The sequence below is a fragment of the Paraburkholderia podalyriae genome, assembly GCF_014397785.1.
Lineage (GTDB): Bacteria > Pseudomonadota > Gammaproteobacteria > Burkholderiales > Burkholderiaceae > Paraburkholderia > Paraburkholderia podalyriae.
Window position 1 is genome coordinate 68392 of the sequence record NZ_VZQQ01000025.1, and the last position, 19128, is coordinate 87519.

General features: G+C 64.5%; 16 protein-coding genes. 8 read left to right on the plus strand and 8 right to left on the minus strand.

Features of this window, described 5'->3' with window-relative positions; all coding sequences use genetic code 11:
* Positions 1 to 27 precede the first annotated feature (27 nt).
* Positions 28 to 1467 carry an aminotransferase-like domain-containing protein gene (locus F6X42_RS25700; RefSeq protein WP_187636880.1) on the plus strand — a complete coding sequence of 480 codons (1440 nt, stop codon included), beginning with the start codon at positions 28 to 30 and terminating at the stop codon, positions 1465 to 1467.
* A 44-nt stretch (positions 1468 to 1511) separates the two neighbouring features.
* Here the strand turns inward: F6X42_RS25700 and F6X42_RS25705 are convergent, their stop codons facing one another.
* From F6X42_RS25705 to F6X42_RS25715, 3 genes are all read right to left on the minus strand, one after another.
* A complete protein-coding gene (locus tag F6X42_RS25705) occupies positions 1512 to 2585 on the minus strand; it encodes a TAXI family TRAP transporter solute-binding subunit (RefSeq protein WP_187636881.1) in 1074 nt (357 codons plus the stop codon).
* Positions 2586 to 2843: 258 nt separating this feature from the next.
* Positions 2844 to 4028 (minus strand): hypothetical protein, encoded by a 1185-nt coding sequence (locus F6X42_RS25710; RefSeq protein ID WP_187636882.1) that lies wholly within the window; start codon positions 4026 to 4028, stop codon positions 2844 to 2846.
* A gap of 429 nt (positions 4029 to 4457) precedes the next feature.
* Positions 4458 to 5993: an MDR family MFS transporter gene (locus F6X42_RS25715; RefSeq protein WP_187636883.1), complete on the minus strand. Its 1536-nt coding sequence runs from the start codon at positions 5991 to 5993 to the stop codon at positions 4458 to 4460.
* A 246-nt stretch (positions 5994 to 6239) separates the two neighbouring features.
* On the opposite strand from F6X42_RS25715, the gene F6X42_RS25720 reads away from it, so the two are divergent.
* Positions 6240 to 6917 carry a TetR/AcrR family transcriptional regulator gene (locus tag F6X42_RS25720; protein ID WP_246530215.1) on the plus strand — a complete coding sequence of 226 codons (678 nt, stop codon included), beginning with the start codon at positions 6240 to 6242 and terminating at the stop codon, positions 6915 to 6917.
* A gap of 37 nt (positions 6918 to 6954) precedes the next feature.
* On the opposite strand, the gene F6X42_RS25725 is transcribed toward F6X42_RS25720, so the two are convergent.
* Positions 6955 to 7698, minus strand: a complete 744-nt coding sequence (locus F6X42_RS25725) for a ribonuclease activity regulator RraA (RefSeq protein ID WP_187636885.1) — start codon at positions 7696 to 7698, stop codon at positions 6955 to 6957.
* Positions 7699 to 8243: 545 nt separating this feature from the next.
* On the opposite strand from F6X42_RS25725, the gene F6X42_RS25730 reads away from it, so the two are divergent.
* Positions 8244 to 8768, plus strand: coding sequence for a response regulator (locus tag F6X42_RS25730; RefSeq protein ID WP_187636886.1), 525 nt, complete (start codon positions 8244 to 8246; stop codon positions 8766 to 8768).
* A gap of 150 nt (positions 8769 to 8918) precedes the next feature.
* On the opposite strand, the gene F6X42_RS25735 is transcribed toward F6X42_RS25730, so the two are convergent.
* Positions 8919 to 9518 carry a Fur family transcriptional regulator gene (locus tag F6X42_RS25735; protein ID WP_187636887.1) on the minus strand — a complete coding sequence of 200 codons (600 nt, stop codon included), beginning with the start codon at positions 9516 to 9518 and terminating at the stop codon, positions 8919 to 8921.
* Between the two features lie 228 nt (positions 9519 to 9746).
* Between F6X42_RS25735 and F6X42_RS25740 the strand changes: the two genes are divergently transcribed.
* Together F6X42_RS25740 and F6X42_RS25745 are read left to right on the plus strand one after the other, a co-directional pair.
* On the plus strand, positions 9747 to 11075 hold the full coding sequence (locus F6X42_RS25740; RefSeq protein WP_187636888.1) for a TrkH family potassium uptake protein: 1329 nt from the start codon (positions 9747 to 9749) through the stop codon (positions 11073 to 11075).
* The gene (locus F6X42_RS25745; protein ID WP_246530216.1) at positions 11065 to 11760 is read left to right on the plus strand and encodes a potassium channel family protein; all 696 of its coding nucleotides are present in this window, start codon (positions 11065 to 11067) and stop codon (positions 11758 to 11760) included. Before F6X42_RS25740 ends, F6X42_RS25745 begins: the two co-directional genes overlap by 11 nt.
* Before the next feature lie 26 nt (positions 11761 to 11786).
* On the opposite strand, the gene F6X42_RS25750 is transcribed toward F6X42_RS25745, so the two are convergent.
* Positions 11787 to 12413, minus strand: coding sequence for a glutathione S-transferase family protein (locus F6X42_RS25750; RefSeq protein ID WP_187636889.1), 627 nt, complete (start codon positions 12411 to 12413; stop codon positions 11787 to 11789).
* Positions 12414 to 12643: 230 nt separating this feature from the next.
* Between F6X42_RS25750 and F6X42_RS25755 the strand changes: the two genes are divergently transcribed.
* Positions 12644 to 14311 (plus strand): ATP-binding domain-containing protein, encoded by a 1668-nt coding sequence (locus F6X42_RS25755; RefSeq protein WP_187636890.1) that lies wholly within the window; start codon positions 12644 to 12646, stop codon positions 14309 to 14311.
* Between the two features lie 50 nt (positions 14312 to 14361).
* Here the strand turns inward: F6X42_RS25755 and F6X42_RS25760 are convergent, their stop codons facing one another.
* Positions 14362 to 15309, minus strand: a complete 948-nt coding sequence (locus F6X42_RS25760) for a phosphoribosyltransferase (protein ID WP_187636891.1) — start codon at positions 15307 to 15309, stop codon at positions 14362 to 14364.
* A gap of 262 nt (positions 15310 to 15571) precedes the next feature.
* On the opposite strand from F6X42_RS25760, the gene F6X42_RS25765 reads away from it, so the two are divergent.
* Positions 15572 to 16141, plus strand: coding sequence for a putative pterin-binding protein (locus F6X42_RS25765; protein WP_187636892.1), 570 nt, complete (start codon positions 15572 to 15574; stop codon positions 16139 to 16141).
* Positions 16111 to 17958, plus strand: coding sequence for an ATP-binding response regulator (locus F6X42_RS25770; RefSeq protein WP_187636893.1), 1848 nt, complete (start codon positions 16111 to 16113; stop codon positions 17956 to 17958). The genes F6X42_RS25765 and F6X42_RS25770 overlap by 31 nt, the downstream gene beginning before the upstream one ends.
* A gap of 54 nt (positions 17959 to 18012) precedes the next feature.
* Here F6X42_RS25770 and F6X42_RS25775 read toward each other — a convergent pair whose 3' ends face one another.
* Positions 18013 to 18867 (minus strand): helix-turn-helix domain-containing protein, encoded by an 855-nt coding sequence (locus F6X42_RS25775; protein WP_187636894.1) that lies wholly within the window; start codon positions 18865 to 18867, stop codon positions 18013 to 18015.
* Positions 18868 to 19128 lie beyond the last annotated feature (261 nt).

A 19128-nucleotide genomic window follows, 5' to 3' on the forward strand; every position in this document is an offset into this window, starting at 1 on the left:
AACTGTACCGAACATGGAGCAGTACAGATGACAGAAAACGGGAGCAGCGAGACGGTGCCGGGCACGCGCGTGGGCCTCGTGATGGACAATCTGCGCGAGCGCATCGCGAGCCGCTCGCTGATGCCGGGCGCGCGCGTGGCGTCGATTCGCGCGATGACCGATACGCTCGGCGTGTCGAAGTCGACCGTGGTGGAAGCATACGACCGGCTGGTCGCCGAAGGGGTGATCGTCGCGAGGCGCGGCTCCGGCTTCTTCGTGTCGGGCCATGCGCCGCCGCTCGCGCTCGCCGATCTCGGGCCGCGACTCGATCGCGAGGTCGATCCGCTGTGGCTCACGCGGCAGTCGCTGGAGACCGGCTCGAAAGCGCTGAAACCCGGCTGCGGCTGGATGCCGGCTTCGTGGCTGCCGGAAGATGGCGTGCGCCGCGCGCTACGCGCCGTCGCGCGCGATCCGCAGTCGCTGCTGGCCGATTACGCGAGCCCGGCCGGCTTGCCCGCGCTGCGTCAGCAACTCGCGTGGCGGCTCTGCGCGCACGGCGTCGATGCGCCGCCCGAGCAGATCGTGCTGACCGACGGCGGCACCCATGCGCTCGATCTCGTGTGCCGCTTCCTGCTCGAACCCGGCGACACGGTGCTGATCGACGATCCGTGCTATTTCAATTTTCAGGCGTTGCTGCGTGCGCATCGCGTGCGCATCGCGAGCGTGCCGTACACGCCGCAAGGACCGGATCTCGCGGCGTTCGAGCGCGCGCTGATCGAGCAGCGTCCGAGGCTCTACGTGACGAACTCGGCGATCCACAATCCGACCGGCGCGACGCTCGCGCCGGCTGTCGCCCACCGGCTGCTGAAACTCGCCGGCGAGCACGATCTGCTGATCGTCGAAGACGACATCTTCGCCGACTTCGAAGACGAAGCCGCGCCGCGCCTCGCCGCGTTCGACGGCCTCGCGCGCGTCGTGTCGATCGGCAGCTTTTCGAAGACGCTGTCGGCTGCGGTGCGCTGCGGCTATATCGCGACGCGCGCCGAATGGATCGAACCGTTGATCGATCTGAAGCTCGCGACCTCGTTCGGCAATGGTCAGCTCGCGGCGAGCGTCGTGCATCGGATGCTGGTCGACGGCACGTATCGGCGTCATCTCGAGACGATGCGTGCGAAGCTCGCCGATGCGATGGGGGAGACCGTCAGGCGTCTCGGCTATGCGGGCCTCGCTATCTGGACACGGCCGCGCGCGGGCCTGTTCGTATGGGCGCGCTTGCCCGGGGAGCTCGATGCCGCCGACATCGCGCGTCATGCGCTAACGGCGGGCGTCGTGTTCGCGCCGGGCAACGTGTTCAGCGCGTCGCATGCGGCGGCGGCCTTTCTGCGTTTCAACGTATCGCAATGCAATCGCCCGAAGGTGTATGAGGCATTGCAACGGGCGATGGAAGCGTGCGCCGTATCGGCCGACGCAGCGCGCGAGCGCGTCTGAGACGAACTGCATTGAACCTTGCGTTCGCGGTCCTGGCTACCGCGTTACTTGCATAGCAACAGCATCCGCTCTTCTTCCGAGCAAGGCGTGTGTGGTTTCGGCGCGGGTTGCGCGGCCGCTGCGCTCATTGCCGCGCTGCGGTGCGCGAGACACGCGCGCAGATGCTTCTCGACCGGACCGTAGTACTTCCAGCCGTGCACGAGCGTCGGCAATTCCAGCTTCACCTGTTTCCATTTCGGATGGCCATGCTCCTGCAGATTGTCGAAGTTCGCGCACAACGAGTCGGCGAAATGATTCAGATTGCTGACTGTGTCGCGCAAGCCGTAATCGTAGGTGACCAGAAACGCTTTGACGGTCAGACCCGGCACGTCTTCCTTCAACCAGCCTGGGTAGCTGCTTTGGTGGATCGTAGTCGGAAAGTAGGTCTGCTTCGCGCGGTTCGTCTCCGGCGCGTTGGGATCGACGGGCAACAGACGCAACTGTGACAGCAGGTCGGGTTTCATGTCGTTGAACAGCTTTGCCGGCTGTCCGACCACGATGATCGCGACATCGATCTTCTTCACGATCAGCGCGGCGAGCGCGTCCTCATTGCTCAGATGCACGACGTTCTGCTCGGGAATCGGCTGACCGAACATCAGGCGATAGAGCGTCGTCGCCGACTGCGCCGTGCCACTGCCTAGCAGGCCGACGCTGATGGTCTTGCCCTTGATGTCGGCGAGCGTTTTCAGCGGCGAATCCGCACGCACGACGACGTTGATCTCCTCGTCGTAGAGCGGCATGATCAGCCGCAGCGGCCGGATCGTCGTGCCCGCATCGGGGTTGCCGGAGTTGGCCATGTCGATGAACGCCTGGTACACGTCGGACTGCACGAGCGCGAGCTTTACACCGGGCTCGAAACGCATGCGCTGCACGTTTTCGGCCGAGCCTTTCGACGCCACGACTTCGAGGTCGATGCCGATCGGCTGGGCCACCCATTTCGACAGATCGTTGCCGATCTGGATATACGTGCCGCGCTCCGGCCCGGTGACGATCTTGTAGTGCGCCGGTTCGGCGCCGGCCAGCGCACAGACGACCAGTAACACCAGCCCCAGCCAGCCCGCGAAAAGACTCTTCAGCATGATCTTTCTACCTATCGGTCAGTTTGATCCCGCTTCACGCGTGGCGCGTGGAAGCACCAGTGATCCGGCTGCGATGTCATGTTCAAGCTGCCGCGAGGGTCGCTCCGTCTGTTTCCGCTCAGAGGACGCACGATAATGTGCGACTCGGCACAGACGGCAGCGTTTTGATCCGGTATGCGAATCAATATTCTTTGCGCGACGGCCCAGTCGTTCGCGTCTGCGTGGCGCTACTCGAACGGTCGGCGTCGCGCGTGAACGCTAGTTGCTCCGCGGCGTCGCGGTCCTCACGACGTCGGCGTTCGTTGCGGCTGCGACAGGCTCGCCGTTCGCTTGCGCTTGCGCGCCGGCGTACAGCGATGGTGACGGTAGCGCCTGCGCGAGCGGCGCGCCTGGCGCAGCGTCCGTCGTCGCCGCATGCGGCGGAGTCAGCGGCGCCCAGCCGGTCTCGCGAATCACGCGTTCGAGGATCACCTTCGCCGCGTCGTTGCCGCTGTCGATCGCGAGCGCCTCGTTCGCGTGCTGACGCGCGCACGGCCACGTCTGCTGCGCGACGCAGGCTTGCGCGGCCTGCAGCGCAGTATCGCGACGCTGGACGAGCGGTCGCATCTGGTCGGCCAGACCCTGCGCGTCGCTGTTGCCGGGTTGTAACGTTTGCGCGGCCGCGAGAGCGGCTTGCGCGGCGGACAGATCGTTCGTGCGGAACGCGGTCCGCGCGACCTGCAAGGCCTGTCCGGCGTCGTGGAATTGCGCCGCGGGTCGCACCGGTGTCGCGGCCATCGGCGGCGCGGCCGGTGTCGCGGGAATGACGGGAACAGCGGGCACGACAGGCGTGGGCTTGGCCGCCATTTCGGTCACGGGCGGTGTCGTCGGCCTGGCTGCGGCCTGCGCATGCGCGGTCTGCGCTGGAGCGATTACCGGCGCGGACGCAAGCGGTGCGATCATGCCGGTCGTTGCTCTGGTGCCTTGAGTAACCTGCTCCACGCCTTTATCTTCCGAATCGCCACCGTCACTGAATAGCGTGTAAGCGACATACGCCAGGCCGATCGCGACAATCGCGCCGATCACGTACAACACGCGCCAGATCGTCTGCGCAGTGCTGTGCGGCGCATACATCGGATCTTCATAAGGCGGGATAGTGGTGTCGGTCGCCACGAGCGCCGTGTGCATGGCCGGCTGGTTCGGCAACAACGGTTCGGACGCAATCGCGGCAGCGGCGATCGCGGTTTCATCGCGTGTGCCGGGTCCGTCGTCGAAGCGGGGTAGGGGCTTGTGCGTGGCGCTCGCGCGGCTGCCTGGAATACCGGTGCGGATGTGCGGATCGTCCTGATCGAACGGATGCGCGGCGCCGCAGTAAGGGCAGGCGTCGACTTGTCGGTACAGTGCGCCACCGCAGCGTTTGCAGGGTGTAGGAAACGTCTGGCCGGTTGCGGTCTGGGTGGACATGCCGTGGACCCACCTTTGGAAAACGATGCCGTGATGGCATGCTCCGGATCGTGTTGAGGCTGGAGCCTTGTCCGCGGAACCACGATCCACATGCGCCGGAAGTCGCGAAGACGTAGGCAGCGCCTGCGTTTCCACTGGTTCCAATATGTGGTGTTTCACGGGGGACGTCAACGCGGTTGGCCCCTGGATTGTGTGCGCTACCGCTCATTCGGAGGTATGAAGAAACCTTGGGCATGCGCTCGAAACGAGTGTATGTAGCTGTTGTTTCGCGACAAATGAAGGCAACCGGAAGCATTGCGCTGCGCGAAGTGAGCGCGACAAAAAAACAACGAGGCCGGCGCGTCGTGCGCCCGGCCTCGTCATCATTCTGCTATTGGCGCTTGCCGGTAAGCGTTTGCATCAGCATCCGGATCAGGCGTCGAAGAACGCTCAGTGCTTGCGCAATGGATGATCCTTCAGCAGCCACGCGAGCACGAAGGCGAGCACCACGACGCATGCGGCCGACAGATACACGGTATGCAACGCGCCCGCGAACGCATGCAGATAGTCGTTGCGCAATGCTTCGGGTAGCTGATGAATCGCGGCCGGACCCAACGCGTGCGGAAGTTCGGTGTCGGGCGGGATCAGCTTTTCGAGGCGTCCGGCAAGGCCGTTCGAGAACACCGCGCCGAAACTGGCCACGCCGATCGAGCCGCCGATCGAGCGAAACAGCGTGACGCCCGATGTGGCCACCCCCATGTGCTTGAACTCGACGCTGTTCTGGACCGCGAGGACCAGCACCTGCATCACCATGCCGAGGCCGCAGCCGAGCAGGCCCATGTACAGATACATCACATGAATCGGCGTGTCGATCTGCAGGCGCGCGAGCAGCAGCATCGCCACGGACACGAGGAACGTGCCCATGATCGGAAACAGCCGGTACTTGCCGATCTTGCTGATCACACGACCTGTCACCATCGACAGGATGAACAGGCCACCCATCATCGGCAGCATCTGCATGCCGGCTTGCGACGGCGTGGAGCCCTTCACGACCTGCAGATAGAGCGGAATGAACGTCACGGAACCGAACAGCGACACACCGATGATGAAGCTCACGAGGCTGCTGATCAGAAAGGTACGCTGTTTGAACAGGCCGAGCGGCATGATCGGTTCAACCGCACTGCGTTCTTCGTGAATGAAGCCCCAGATCGATACGAGGCCCATGCCGAGCGTGAACCACAGTTGCGGCGACGACCACGGCAGGATGGTGCCGCCCTGGCTCGTGAACAGGATGACGCAGGTCAGCGCGCCGGCGAGAAACGCGGCGCCCATGTAGTCGATCGTATGTTTCACGTGGCGCACGTGCGGCTTGAACACCGCGCCGATTACGATCAGCGACACGATGCCGAGCGGCAGGTTGATGTAGAAGATCCAGCGCCACGTCAATTGCTCGACCAGAAAGCCGCCGAGCAGCGGACCGATGACGGTGGCGAGACCGAAGATGCCGCCGAACACGCCCTGGTAGCGGCCACGTTCAGCGGGCGGAATCACGTCGGCGATCGCCGCCATCGTCACGACGAGCAGGCCACCGCCTCCGAGGCCTTGCAGCGCGCGCAGCATGATCAGTTGACTCATGTTCTGCGCAATGCCACACAGCGCCGAGCCGACGAGAAATATGACGATTGCGGTCTGCAACACGATCTTGCGGCCGAACAGGTCGCCGAACTTGCCGTACAGCGGCACGACGATCGTCGAGCAGAGCAGGTAGGCGGTCACGACCCACGACAGGTTATTGAGTCCGCCGAGTTCACCGACGATAGTGGGCAGCGCGGTCGAGACGATCGTCTGGTCGAGCGCGGCGAGCAGCATGACCAGCAGCAGCGCCGGAAACAGCAGCCGGATCGGCGGATGGTCGGCGCTGGGCGACGCCGGGCGCGGGTCCGGCTGCGCGGAGTCGGCGGACGGGTTCGTGGCGGGTTGTTCCATGGCTGCAACGCGTTGAAATTAATTAACGGAGAGATTAATATATGCGACATCGCCTCCCACGTCAAATTCAATGCAATGACAAGGATCTCCCCTGACCACGCCGCGACGGACAACGCCGTCACCGATGCGGGACCGCCCGCGCGGAAGGCCGCGAAAGAGCACGGCGAGTCGAAGCCCAAGCCCAAGCCCAAGCCCAAGCCCAAGCCCAAGCCCAAGCCCAAGGCAACGCGAACGGTTGCTCAAACCATGAAAGTCGCAAGCGCCGCGCCGGCTGTGTCGGCCGGTCGTCGCCCTGGCCGGCCGACGGGAGCGGCGCGCGGCCCCGAACAGCGCGCGCGTTTGCTCGGGGCTGCGCTCACGCTGTTCGCGAGGCAGGGCATCGTCGAGACGTCGCTGGGTGAGATCGCCCGCGAGGCCGGTTTCACGCCCGCGATGGTGCACTACTACTTCAAGACGCGCGATCAATTGCTCGACGTGTTGATCGACGAGTGTTTCGCGCCGCTGCGCGCGAGCCTCGGCTTGCCGTTTCAGGAGAATCCCGACGATCCGGTCGCGGCAATCACGCAGCTCACCGAGCGGCTCGTGCAGATCGCGAGCGATAACCCGTGGTTCGCGTCGCTGTGGGTGCGCGAAGTGATAAGCGACGGCGGGCTGCTGCGCCAGCGCATGCATGAGCGTTTCGGTTTCGCGCATCAGAATGCGTCGCTGCTGGCGATCGCGCGCTGGCAGAAGGAGGGGCGCCTGAATGCATCGATCGAGCCTGCGCTCGTGTTCGTCACGCTGCTCGGCATGACGATTCTGCCGCTTGCCACCTCGAAGCTGTGGCGCAACGATCCGTTGCGCCGCAATATCGGCGGCGCGGAGATCGCACGGCATGCGGTGGCGTTGCTGGTGCAAGGCATTGGGCCCCGCAACGGCGATTGAACTGGCGGCCGGTGTGGCGCGCCGGTCGTCGGGTCCTTTAAAAAGGCCCTTGGGTTTTGGATTTTTTCTTCCACTCGTCGAACGCGGTCTTCGTCTCGTCGTTCGGCGGATAGGTGCCGGGCAGCACGGCGCCGGCACGAATCCTTTCGGTTAGAAACGCTTCGAGTTGCTCCTGCTCGGCCGCGGCTTGCGCGACGTCGTCGGCCATCTTCAGCGGAATCACGACGACTCCATCCCCATCGCCGACGATCACGTCGCCCGGAAACACCGCGACTCCACCGCAGCCGATCGGCACGTTGATATCGACCGCGTGATGGCGGATCAGATTGGGCGGCGCGCTCGCGCCCGAGCAGAACACCGGCATGTCGAGCGCGGCGATCGTCGCGCTGTCGCGCACCGGGCCGTCTGACACCATGCCGGCAACGCCACGCACCTGCAAACGCAGCGACAGAATCGAACCGAACGACGCGCTGCCGCGCTCGCCGCGGCAATCCTGCACGAGCACATGGCCCGGCGGTATGGTCTCGACGCATTTGCGCTGCGCGTACTCGGGGTCCGCGAACAGCTCCAGCACGTCGATGTCTTCGCGCGACGGGATATTGCGCAGCGTGAACGCCGGCCCGACCAGATTCGCGCCGCGTTGCGGACCGAGCGGCGCGACGCCCTGCATGAAGGTGTTGCGCAGACCGCGCTTGAATAGCTGCGTGGTTAGCGTGGCGGTGCTGACGTGACGAAGGATGTCGAGCGTCGCGGCGCAAAGCGCGGGTGATGTGGCGGACATGGTGTCGGCTGGTCTCGGGTCGGGATGCGGGGACATCGATAGGCGCGTGCGGGTGGTCACGAAGCGAAGCATGCCGCAGATGCGCGCCCACGATGATAGCGCCGCGGCGCCAACCATTAGCGGGCCAGCGCCAATACATCGCCGGTCAGTAGCAAGCACCGCGCAGCCGTTGTTCGCGGCAAGCGAACCGCTGCAACGAGGCACGCGACATGCTTACAGAATCAGCGGATGCGAACGACGCAAAACAAACCACAGCGCCGCGTCGCGCAAACAATATGAAGGACAGAATCGATACCGGGCGGAGAAGGCCGTGCGAACGGGGTTCGTATGAACCGCGCCGGAACATCGGGTGCCGGCGATCGGCGAGCCGCGGAAAACTGCTGACAGTCAGCAGATAAATCGCGGTGTGCGTCGAACGCCGTTTTTTCATCGGCGTGCAATTTTCGCGCGTTACCGTGCGCACGCGTTGTACTCGGAAGGTGCGGAGCAATGTCTTACCATCGCGGACCTGTCTGCAACTCGGCGTGCGAAATCGAGTCGGAACCATGGACAGCAACACCCTGGCCGCGCAAATCGGCGGCAATCAGCAAAATGAAACACGAAGTGAAACCTTGGCTACCTCGGACGGCCTAACCGGTTTTTCAGAGCAACAACATACGATGAACGCAGCAATGAGGCTCGATCAGGCCACGATCGTGCTGGTGGAGGACGACCCGGACAGCCGGGAATCGTTGACCTTGTTACTCGAGGCGGAAGGCGCGAAGGTTTGCGCGGTCGCGGATGCGGAAGAGGGCGTCGTGGCGGCGATGCGGTTGCTTCCCGACGCGGTCGTCTGCGACCTCGACTTGCCGGCCATGGACGGCTTCTATCTGATCCAGCGGCTGCGTGATCACGAGATTTGCGGCGGTCATTCCCCCTCGGTGGCGGTGGCCCTCACCGGCCATACCGACGACGCGTACCGCCTGCGCAGCATCGGCGAAGGCTTCCAGCATTTCATGACCAAACCCGCGTTACCCGAAGCGCTCGTGACGCTGCTGCACGACGCGATCGACGCCCGCGCGGCGGGATGATCGGCGCTTCGCAGCAGCTTTCGTGGGAGTGGGTTTGTCGATAGAGCAGGCCGGCGCGCGGCGGGGGACGTGGTTTCTCAAAGCAGCGCGCGGTCATCGACGCTTCGCGGCGCGTCTCACGGCGTTGCGCAGCCAACACGTGGCGCGCCGCTATTTCGCCGCGGCTACTGGCGCGGCCGCGCTGGCCGCCTGGGCCGCCTGACAGGCCGCACACAATCCCTTCAACTCGATTTCATCGCTCGCGAGCCGATAGCCCGCGTCCTCGATCTGCGCGACGAGGGCCTGGCGCAGCTTCGGTTGATACAACTCGGTGACGCTGCCACATTGCTGGCAGACGACGAGAATGCCGTGCTGGCATTGCGTCAGATCATGGCAGACAGTAAATGCATTGATCGATTCGATCCGATGCACGAGCCCCGCCGACAGTAAAAAATCCAACGCGCGATAGACGGTCGGAGGCGCCGAGCCGGGGTGGATCTGGCGCATTTCGTCGAGCAGCGAATAGGCCTTGGTCGCGCGTCCGGAGTTCAGCAGCAGTTCGAGCACTTTGCGCCGGATCGGCGTGAGTTTTTCGCCGCGTTCGCGGCAGTAGTCCTCGGCGAGCGCGAGTGCCGCTTCCTGCGACGAGCCGTGTGCGAGCGACGGCTCATGCGCGTCGTGATGCGCATGATGATCGTGTGCATCGGCCGTGGGGGCGGCAGGTGTGGGAGTGACCGGATGGCCGGTCGCGGCGGACTTGGCGGTTTTCATGCGTCGATTATAGAGGCAGGCGGGGATGCAAGTGCCGCGCCGGTCGAAGCGTGGAGAGAATCGGATTCCCGGGCATCGGGAAAGCGTCCCGAACAGGTTTGCTCCGCAGGGCCGACGGCATTCCCCAGAGTTGGCTTACAACTGACAACAAACAAAAATGGGGGCCTTACTGGCAAAAAATGCCTATTCTTTGTCAGTCAGTCTCTGAATGTGTTTGACGGGGTATCCATGAGACAACTGCTGCACCCATCCCGGGCAGTAGCCTTAGCCTTTCTCTTTGCGATTGCCGCAGGGACGCTCCTTTTGAGGTTGCCCGTGTCGCAGGCCAAAGGTGTGGCAGCACCGTGGCTGAGCGCTTTTTTTACCGCTACCTCCGCAGTCTGCGTGACTGGACTCGTCGTTGTCGATACGGGCACTTACTGGTCAAGCTTTGGACAGTGGGTCATCCTGGGGCTGTTTCAGATTGGCGGTTTCGGCATGATGACCGCAGCCACCTTGCTGGGACTCATGGTCAACCGGTCCTTGCCGCTGCGAGCGAAGCTGATCACCCAGGTCGAAACGCACACGCTCCGTCTGGGGGACATCGGCAGCGTGGCGCGCCTGGTGGTCGTCGTGACGCTCGTCACTGAACTGACCACGGCACTCTGGCTGACGGTCAGGCTTCATCTCGGGTACAGCTTCCAATGGGGCGAGGCCGCGTGGAGTGGATGGTTCCACGCGGTCTCCGCGTTCAACAACGCGGGCTTTTCAATTCACTCGGACAGTCTGATGCGCTATGCCGCCGACGCATCGATGCTGGTACCGGTGATGATCGCGATTGTCGTCGGCGGAATCGGGTTTCCGGTTCTGTACGATCTGCGGGAAAAACTTCGGGGTGCCCGTCGGCTTTCATTGCACACCAGGCTCACTTTAGTGGTCACGGGGGCGCTGCTGCTCGGTGGATTTCTTGCGTTGCTGCTGTTCGAATGGACCAATCCGAAAACCCTGGGTCCGATGCCGTTCGGAGAGAAGCTCCTTTCGGCAGCTTTCGCCTCGGTATCCGCGCGCACGGCGGGTTTCAACTCGCTCGACATTGGCGCAATGCGTCATGACAGCTGGGCCCTGCATTTCTTCCTGATGTTCGTTGGCGGGGGCAGCGCGGGAACGGCAGGAGGTGTCAAGATCGGCACCATCGCCATTCTGGCCTTGCTGGTGATCGCAGAGATTCGCGGGCGTGGCGATATCGAAGCGTTTGGGCGCCGTGTCAGCGCGTCGGCGCAGCGGCAAGCGATTACCGTGGTGGCGCTGGGTGCCGTGATGATCACGGTCGGCACACTCATCATTTTGCACATCACCGATTTCCCTACCGATCAGGTCATCTTCGAAGTTATTTCGGCGTTCGGTACGGTCGGTCTGTCAACGGGTATCACGGGTGATTTGCCTGCGCCGGCCCAGTTCGTGATCATCGCGCTGATGTACGTCGGCCGGGTTGGAACCATTACCTTTGCGACGTCATTAATGCTGGTTGAGCGGCGTGCGCAATATAGCTACCCCGAGGAGCATCCAATTGTTGGCTGACCTGTTCAGGATCTCGCTCTCTTTTTCGAAAGGCGACAGTGTGGTCGTCATCGGTTTGGGGCGGTTTGGCTGTGCCGTGGCCCAGTCGCTGCTTCGGCTTGGCCATGACGTGATGGGAATCGACCGGGACGAGCAGCAGGTGCAGCTATGGGCGGACCGGCTGACGCATGCCGTCCGGGCCGATTCGACCAACGTGAATACCCTGCGTCAATTGGGCGTTGCCGACTTCCCTCATGCGATCGTGGGCATTGGAAGCGACCTTTCGGCGAGCCTGATGACCGTGATGGCCCTAACGGAACTTCAGATCAAGGACATCTGGCTGAAGGCGGTGACCACGGAACACGGCCAGATTGCCCAGCGCATCGGCGCGCATCACGTGGTTTATCCGGAAGCGGAAATGGGTGAACGGATCGCTCACCTGATCACAGGCCGAATCGTGGACTACATTGAATTCGGCGAAGGATTTGCCGTCGCCACGATTCATGCCCCGGCGCCGACACACAACCGTCCGCTCGCAGATTGCGGCGTTCTGGAGGCGTTCGGTGTCATGGTCGTGGCCGTCAGGCGCGCTGACGAAGAGTTCCAGCACGCGGGGCCTGACACGGTTGTTGTGCCGGGGGATCTGCTGATCGTGTCGGGCCCCGCGAGCAAGGTTGAAGAGTTTGCGGGTCGCGCGAATACCTGAACCGTTTCCGCCGACTCGCGCCATGCTCAGGTCAACGGAAAATCCACATATTTCTTGAATCCGGAGCGCGTCGCGAGACGTGAATACCAGCGCTCCAGATTCGGCAGCGGCGGCCGCTGCAAACCGTCGAGGCCGAACCAGCGCTTCGCGTACGCGCCGATCACGATATCGGCGAGCGTGAACTTGTCGGCTTCCAGAAAGAAGCGGCCTTGCAGATGCGTGTCGAGCAGGCGCCACAGCACGGTGACCGCTGTTACGTCGGCAGCGAGTTTCGCGGCGTCACGCTCGGCCTGCGGCGTGCGCACGAGCGTCCAGAACACGGGACGTTCCGCGGCTTGCAGCGTCGATAGCGACCAGTCCAGCCAGCGGTCGATGCTCGCACGCAGTTTCGGCTCGGCCGGATACAGCAGGCTCGATTCGCCGTATTGCATCGCCAGGTAGCGCAGAATCGAGTTGGATTCCCACAGCACGAAGTCGTCGTCGACCAGCGTCGGGATCTTGCCGGTCGGGTTCATCGCGAGATAGTCGGGTTCGTTGTTGCGGCCGAATTGGAGCCCCGCGTCGATGCGGTCGAATGGCAGCACGAGTTCGTCGCAGCACCACAAAACTTTCTGGACGTTGACCGAATTGGTGCGTCCCCAGATCGTAATCATCCGGTAAATCCTTTTTTGTTACGGTTGGCAAGCCGCACCTCGCGCGCGGCGTTCAGCCAGTAACGATACACGAAGCGCGTAGCTTTGCGCGACGTACGAAAGGCACCGTCCGCGCGAGTCGGCGCTCCACCGCGCCAGGCCGCGACCGCGTTGCGTACAATGACCGCACCCCGAATTGCGCACCGAGCCGAAGCGAGCGGACTCGCGCATCCAAACCACTAAGGCACCGCATGGCCCGCATTGTTCCCGACGACTGGAAGAGCCTCGAAGCGACCGGCGCGGCGGCGCGCGAACGTGAAACACTCGCGCTACTCGAAAAGGCCCTGCCCGCCGACTACACCGTGTATCACGGCGTGCATTGGACGCGCCTGAACCAGAACTTCTCCGTGTTCGGTGAGGCCGATTTCGTGATCGTGAGTCCCGCCGGCCGCCTGATGATCATCGAGCAGAAGACCGGCTTTCTGCGAGAAACGCCGAAAGGGCTCGTCAAGGTGTATCTGCAGACGGAGCGCAACGTCGCGATCGCGCTCGCGCATACGATCGAGAGTCTGCACCGGCGATTTACCGCGGCGTTCGGCGCGGGCACGTATTTCATCGAGGAACTGCTGTACTGCCCCGACCACATCGTCAAGGATGCGGCGATCGCCGGCGTGAATCCGGCGCGCATCGTCGACGCGACGCGGCGCGAGCGGCTCGCGGCGATCATCCGCGAAGCGCTGCCGGCCGATGAACCGCGCCTGCCGTGCGCGTCGAAAATTCACCACTTTCTCGCCGACGAACTCGCGTTGACGCCCGACACGAGCGCGCTCGTGGGGCAGGCGGGCACGCTCGTCACGCGCCTCGCGGGCGGACTCGCGACATGGGCGCGCCGGCTCGAATTCGTGCCGTTCCGTTTGCGGGTGATCGGCACGGCGGGCTCCGGCAAGACGCAACTCGCGGTGCAAGTGATGAAGGACGCGGTCGCGCGCGGCGAGCGGCCGTTGTACGTGTGCTTCAACCGGCCGCTCGCCGATCACATCGCGCGGGTCGCGCCGCCGGAGGCCAAGGTCGCGAACTATCACCAGCTTTGCGACTGGATCGCGCGCGACGCGGGCTGCGCGCCCGATTTCCAGTCCGCGCAGGTGTTCGATCAACTGGAGACCGTATTCGCCGACACGCCGATCGAACCACGCTGGCGGTTCGATGTGCTGATCGTCGATGAAGGGCAGGATTTCCAGCAGCCGTGGGTTGCCGCGCTCGAGCGGCTGCTGCGGCCGGGCGGCGCGTGGTGGTGGCTCGAAGACCCGCTGCAGAATCTGTACATGCGCGAGCCGGTCTCGTTGCCGGGCTGGACCACACTCAAGGAAACCACCAATTACCGCAGTCCTCGCGACATCCTCGACTATCTGCGCGACGTGCTGGGCGCGTCGGTGCCGCTCGCCGCGGCGCTCGCGGCGGGCAGTCCGTTCGACGGCTCCGAGGTTTCGGTGTCGGTCTACGACGAAGCGCAGGGCGCCGAAAGCAGTATCGACGCAACCAAGCGCGCAATCACGCACGCGCTATCGCTCGGTTTTCGCAAGCAGGACATCGCGGTGCTGTCGTTCCGCGGCCGCGAGGGTTCGGCAATGAGCGCGCTCGATCATCTCGGACCGCATCGGCTGCGCAGTTTTACCGGCAAATACGATCTGTTCGGCAACCCGGAATATCGCGAAGGCGACGTGCTGTTCGAGTCGATCTACCGCTTCAAGGGGCAGGCCGCGCCGTGCGTGATCTTCACCGAGGTCGACTTCGACGGGTTCGACGAACGCATCGCGCGCAAGCTGTTCGTCGGCGCGACGCGCGCGACGATGAAGCTGATCATCGTCGCGTCGCAGCGGGCCGCACGGCATCTGCAACTGCGCGAGCGGAAGGAGAAGTAGCGGGGGCGGCCGGGCGCCGCATTGCGCAGCGCCCACTCGGAACGTAGCGCTCAACGCCACGCCCTTGCGCTCACCAGCATCCCCGTGCGCGTCAGCGCATCCCACCAGATCACGCGTAGCAACGGCGCCTGTTGCGCGATCAGCAGCGCCTGCACCGGATCGCTTTCGACGAAGTGCGTGACGCCCGCTCGCAGCGCCGCGCTCGCCTTGTGCGCGGCCGCGCCGGCGGGGCTGTCGTCGTGCAGGCCAGGCGCGCGCATCACCAGTTGCAGGTGAGCGAAGCCGTGTCGCGTGAGCCACGCTGCGGTGCGCGCGCGATCCATTTCCGGGCGGCCCGTGATGATCGTCCGCACGTGCCGCGGGTCGATGCCGGGCAGCGCCTCGAACGGCAGCAGCGCGTCGCGCTCGGCGAGCGCGGCGTCGAGGTCCTCGTCGTAGCGCGCGAGCGGTACGTCGGGCAGCAGGATGCCGTCGAGGTCGATTGCGTACGTCGCGTATTCGTGGTCGCTGGCCATCGCGGGCGCGGCGCCGGCTTCGACGCGTGCCCAGTCCTCGCGGTAGCGCTCGGTGTACGCCTGGCGCTCCCACGGAAAGAGGGCGAAGTAGCCGCGCGCGTCGATCGCGTAGTCAGGCTGCGCGCGGCTCAGATCATCGACCGCGCCGGTCAGCGTTTTGACTTCGAGCCCGTGTGCCTGCAGAAACGCGATGCAATCGACAAGCGTAAAACCGCGCCCGGCGATGTCCTCGCACAACAGCACTTTCGAGCCCGCGGGCGGGATCGGCAGCGTCGAATCCCATGCGACCGCGCGCGTCTGGCGGTCGTAGCGCAGGAACGCGACCGGCACGCCGACCGCGTGCGACACCATCAACGCGAGCGGTGCGCCGCCGCGCAGAATCCCGAGCGCCATCGTGAAACGCTCGGCGAGCAGCGTGGGCTGCAGCGATTCGATCCAGTGATCGAGCTGTTCGTACGTCAGAGGCAGGACCGGCTTGTTCATGACTATCGAGGCGCCGCATGGCGCGATGGAAGGCAATGGTCCGCGGGGATGCGCGCGTCGCGACCGACGCCCAGGCGCGACACCGCGAGTCCCCCGCTTTTGAGACAGTGGATTTGGCGATATTATGCATGCGGGTCAAAGGTCGCGTGTCGGGGTGGCGCGCGTCTGACGGCACGGCGCAATACCTCGCATGCGATGAGATCGGCTGACCCTGTCGCCGTCTGCAGTCTGGCGAATCAACGAAAACGGATAAAAAAAGCAAATGGCCAACGTGATGGCAACGCCGCGCAATGCGACCGGCGCAACGGCTGTGTCCTGGCGGATGCGCTCGCTGATGGGGCTGATGGGGCTGATCGTCGGGCTGACCATTGGTTTTGCGGATGCGCAGCCGGGCGCGCAGCAGTCGCCGGCGCTGTCGCTCGACGTGCAGGGCAAGATCGCCAACACCAACGACGCCGCGCACCGCACTTATCACTTCAGCGAGGCCCAGCTGCTCGCGCTGCCTGTGCATACGATCACGACCTCGACCACCTGGACGCCACGCTCGACGTTCACCGGCCCCAAGCTCGCCGACATCCTGAAGGTCGTCGGCGCGCACGGCACCGAAATCGAGCTCCGTACGTTCGACGACTACACGTACACCGTGCCGATGGCGGACTGCGAACGCTACGGCGTGATCGTCGCGTACAGCATGAACGGCCAGCGCCTGAAACTCAGCGACTTCGGGCCGCTGTTCCTGATCTACCCGCGCGACGCTTTTCCTGATGAACTGACTGGCGCGCTCGGCGACTCGAAATTCGTATGGCAGATCAAGGCCCTCATCGTCAAATAGCGCGCCGTCCGTGGCGGCGCGTGTTGTACGTGCTGATCTGGCTGACGGCGCTCGCGGCACCCGTCGGCGCGATCGGCTATCTACTGTATGCGAACCTGTTGAATCCGCGCGCGACCGAGCAGTTGACCGGCACCTACGACGGTTTCTACTGGGACGCCGCGCAACTGCAGATTGCGTACGCGCGCTTCGAGAACCAGCTGCTGCTGTATCAGTCCGGCGCCGACGACGACTATCAGCGGCTGCTGCTGCGCTTCCAGCTGCTGCAATCGAAGCTGCGCGTAATGGCCGGCTCGACGCAGCGGCTCTCGGCGCAGCTCGCTCTGCTGCACCGGCAGCTCGACGAAATCAACGCGCTCGAGAATGTGCTCGACGAACTGCAGCCCGAGATCGACGTACTGCCGCATGACCGAGCCCGTGCCGCGCGGATCGACGCGCAACTGCGCCAGCACTGGGACGAGGTCAACGATCTGGCGCTGTCGCGCCGTTTCGCCGATGTCGCCGACCGCGAGGCGATGAACCGCGATTTCATCGACAAGCGCCGCATGCTGTTCGCGGGCGGTCTGTTGCTGCTGTTGCTGTCGGCGGCGGCGACGCTGCTGCTCGCGCTCAACGGCCGGCGCCGCACGCGGCTGATGCGTCAGCAGCGCGCGGCGCTGGAAGCCGAGCATCAGGCGAGCCGCGCGGCGCACGAGTCGAGCCTCGCGAAGGACGCGTTTCTCGGCATGATCAGCCATGAGCTGCGCACGCCGTTGCATGCGATCGTGTCGTCGGTCGAACTGCTCGGCTTCAACTATCACTCGGAAGCCGACCGCAAGGTGATCCAGCGGCTCGAAACCGCGGCGCGCCATCTCGAAGCGCAGATGAAGGATCTGACCGATTACGCGCGCCTCGGCGCCGGCAAGCTCGAACTGCGGCACCAGCATTTCGAGCCGCGCGAGCTGCTGGCGTCGATCGTCGATGAACACACGAGGTTCGCCAGGGCGCGCGGGCTCAAGCTCGAGAGCGAGGCGAGCGGCGTGAGCGGGCTCGTCGAGTCGGACCCGCACCGGATCCGGCAGATCGTCAACAACCTCGTCACCAACGCGATCCGCTACACCGAGACCGGCACGGTGCGCGTCGAACTGCGGCAGCAGCCGGCGCTGCTGGTTTTCGTCGTCAGCGATACCGGGCCGGGCGTGCCGTCTGCGCAGATCCCGCTGATCTTCGAGGAGTTCACGCAGCTCGACGCGTCGCGCACGCGCCGCTTCGAGGGCGCGGGCATGGGCCTCACGATCGTGCAGGGGCTCGTGAAGCTGTTCGGCGGCACGGTCGACGTCGCGAGCGCGCTCGGCGAGGGCACTACATTTACGGTGAGCATTCCGGTCGTGCCGGTCGCGACGGTCGAGCCGGCCGACGTCGCGGCGCAAGCCGAGCCGGGCGGCGCGCGGCCGTGCGTGCTGATCGTCGACGATAACCGACTGATCCGAGAGTCGCTCAGCGAAATGGTCGCGCACATGGGCTACGACGCGGTCGCACTCGGCAATGCCAACGACGCGCTCGCGTGGCTCGACGCGCATCGCTGCGAAGTGGTGCTGCTCGATCTGCACATGCCGGAGCGCGACGGCTACACGTTTCTCGAAGACTTCGCGACGCGCGGCGGACCGTCGGCGGGCGTGCCGGTGATCGTGGTCAGCGCGTACGCGCCGGAGGTCATGCGGGATGGCGAAACTGGCGCGACGGGCGCGCCGTCGGTGTTCGAGGCGCTGTCAAAGCCAGTCCATTACGAGGATCTGAAGCACGCGCTGCGGCGGGCGCTGGCGGCGCGGCATCGGTCGTGACGGCGGTGGTGCCGCGCACAGGGCGCGCGTCGGCGCCCGCGATTCAGGACCGATTCAGGGCCGATTCAGCCGCTTCGACAGATCGGCGACGAGAATCGCCATGCGCGCGGGCTTCTCGTAGCACGCGACGTCGTAGTCGCGGATCACCTCGCTGATCTCCGATTCGCTGGCCTTGCCGGTCAGCAGCTCGCCGGTCAGCACGAAGATCGGCGCGTCCGGGTTCTCCGACGCGCGCACCGCGCGAATCGCGGCCGCCGAGGTCTGCGCGCCGAACAGCCAGTCGATGATCACGCCGTCGAACACCTGCGTTTGCAACTGCTCGCCGAACGCCGCGAGCCCATAGATCGCGACCGCCGTGAAGCCGCTGCGCTCCAGATAGTCGCGCAGGTTGTCGGCGCTCGAGCGGTCGTCGTCGACGACCGCGATGGTCGGCTTGTCTGTTTCGGCGCGGCGCGGATAGATCTCGATTTTGTGAACCTCGTACGCGGTTTGATACAGCGCGCCATCATGACGCGCGACGCGCCATTGACCGAGCCGCGAATACGCGACGAACTCCGGACGGCTGCCCGGCTCGAGCGCGGCGCCGACCCACGCGGTGCAGGCGATTTCGGTCGCGCCGATGCAGAACACGGCCTCCTGGGCGACCGCGCCGACGACGCCCGGATCGAGCGACTGCGCGCCGAACAGCTGCGCCGCGGGTTCGTCGAATACCTCGGCGACTTTCTTGATCTGCGACAGGGTCCACGGACTATTGCCGCGCAATTTGCGGTGCCCCTGAGAAAAACTCAGATCGAGGATGCGGCATAGCTCCGTGGTTTGCTGACGCTTGCCGATTCCATGCCGGCTCATCAACTCGCGCACGCGCTCGGCAACCGCGATGGAGTCGGGTGAGTGTGTTTCGTTGGCCATGCTGCGTGAAAATCCGCCGGGTTAATAGGTACAGGTGGAGCGCTTTTGACAGGCGCAGGCCGAGCTTGCGCATGCAATGCGCATGAATAGGCCACGCGGGAAGGCAAATGTACCGTAAATAAATTCACAAATTATGATTTTGTCAGACCGCCCGCCGAGGTCGCTGATGCAAGCGACGCAACGGCCGTGCCGGTGACTTTGATGCGTTAGGCATCAAAAAGTATTCTACCGTTGAATCGATGACGAAACGGTTGGGGAATC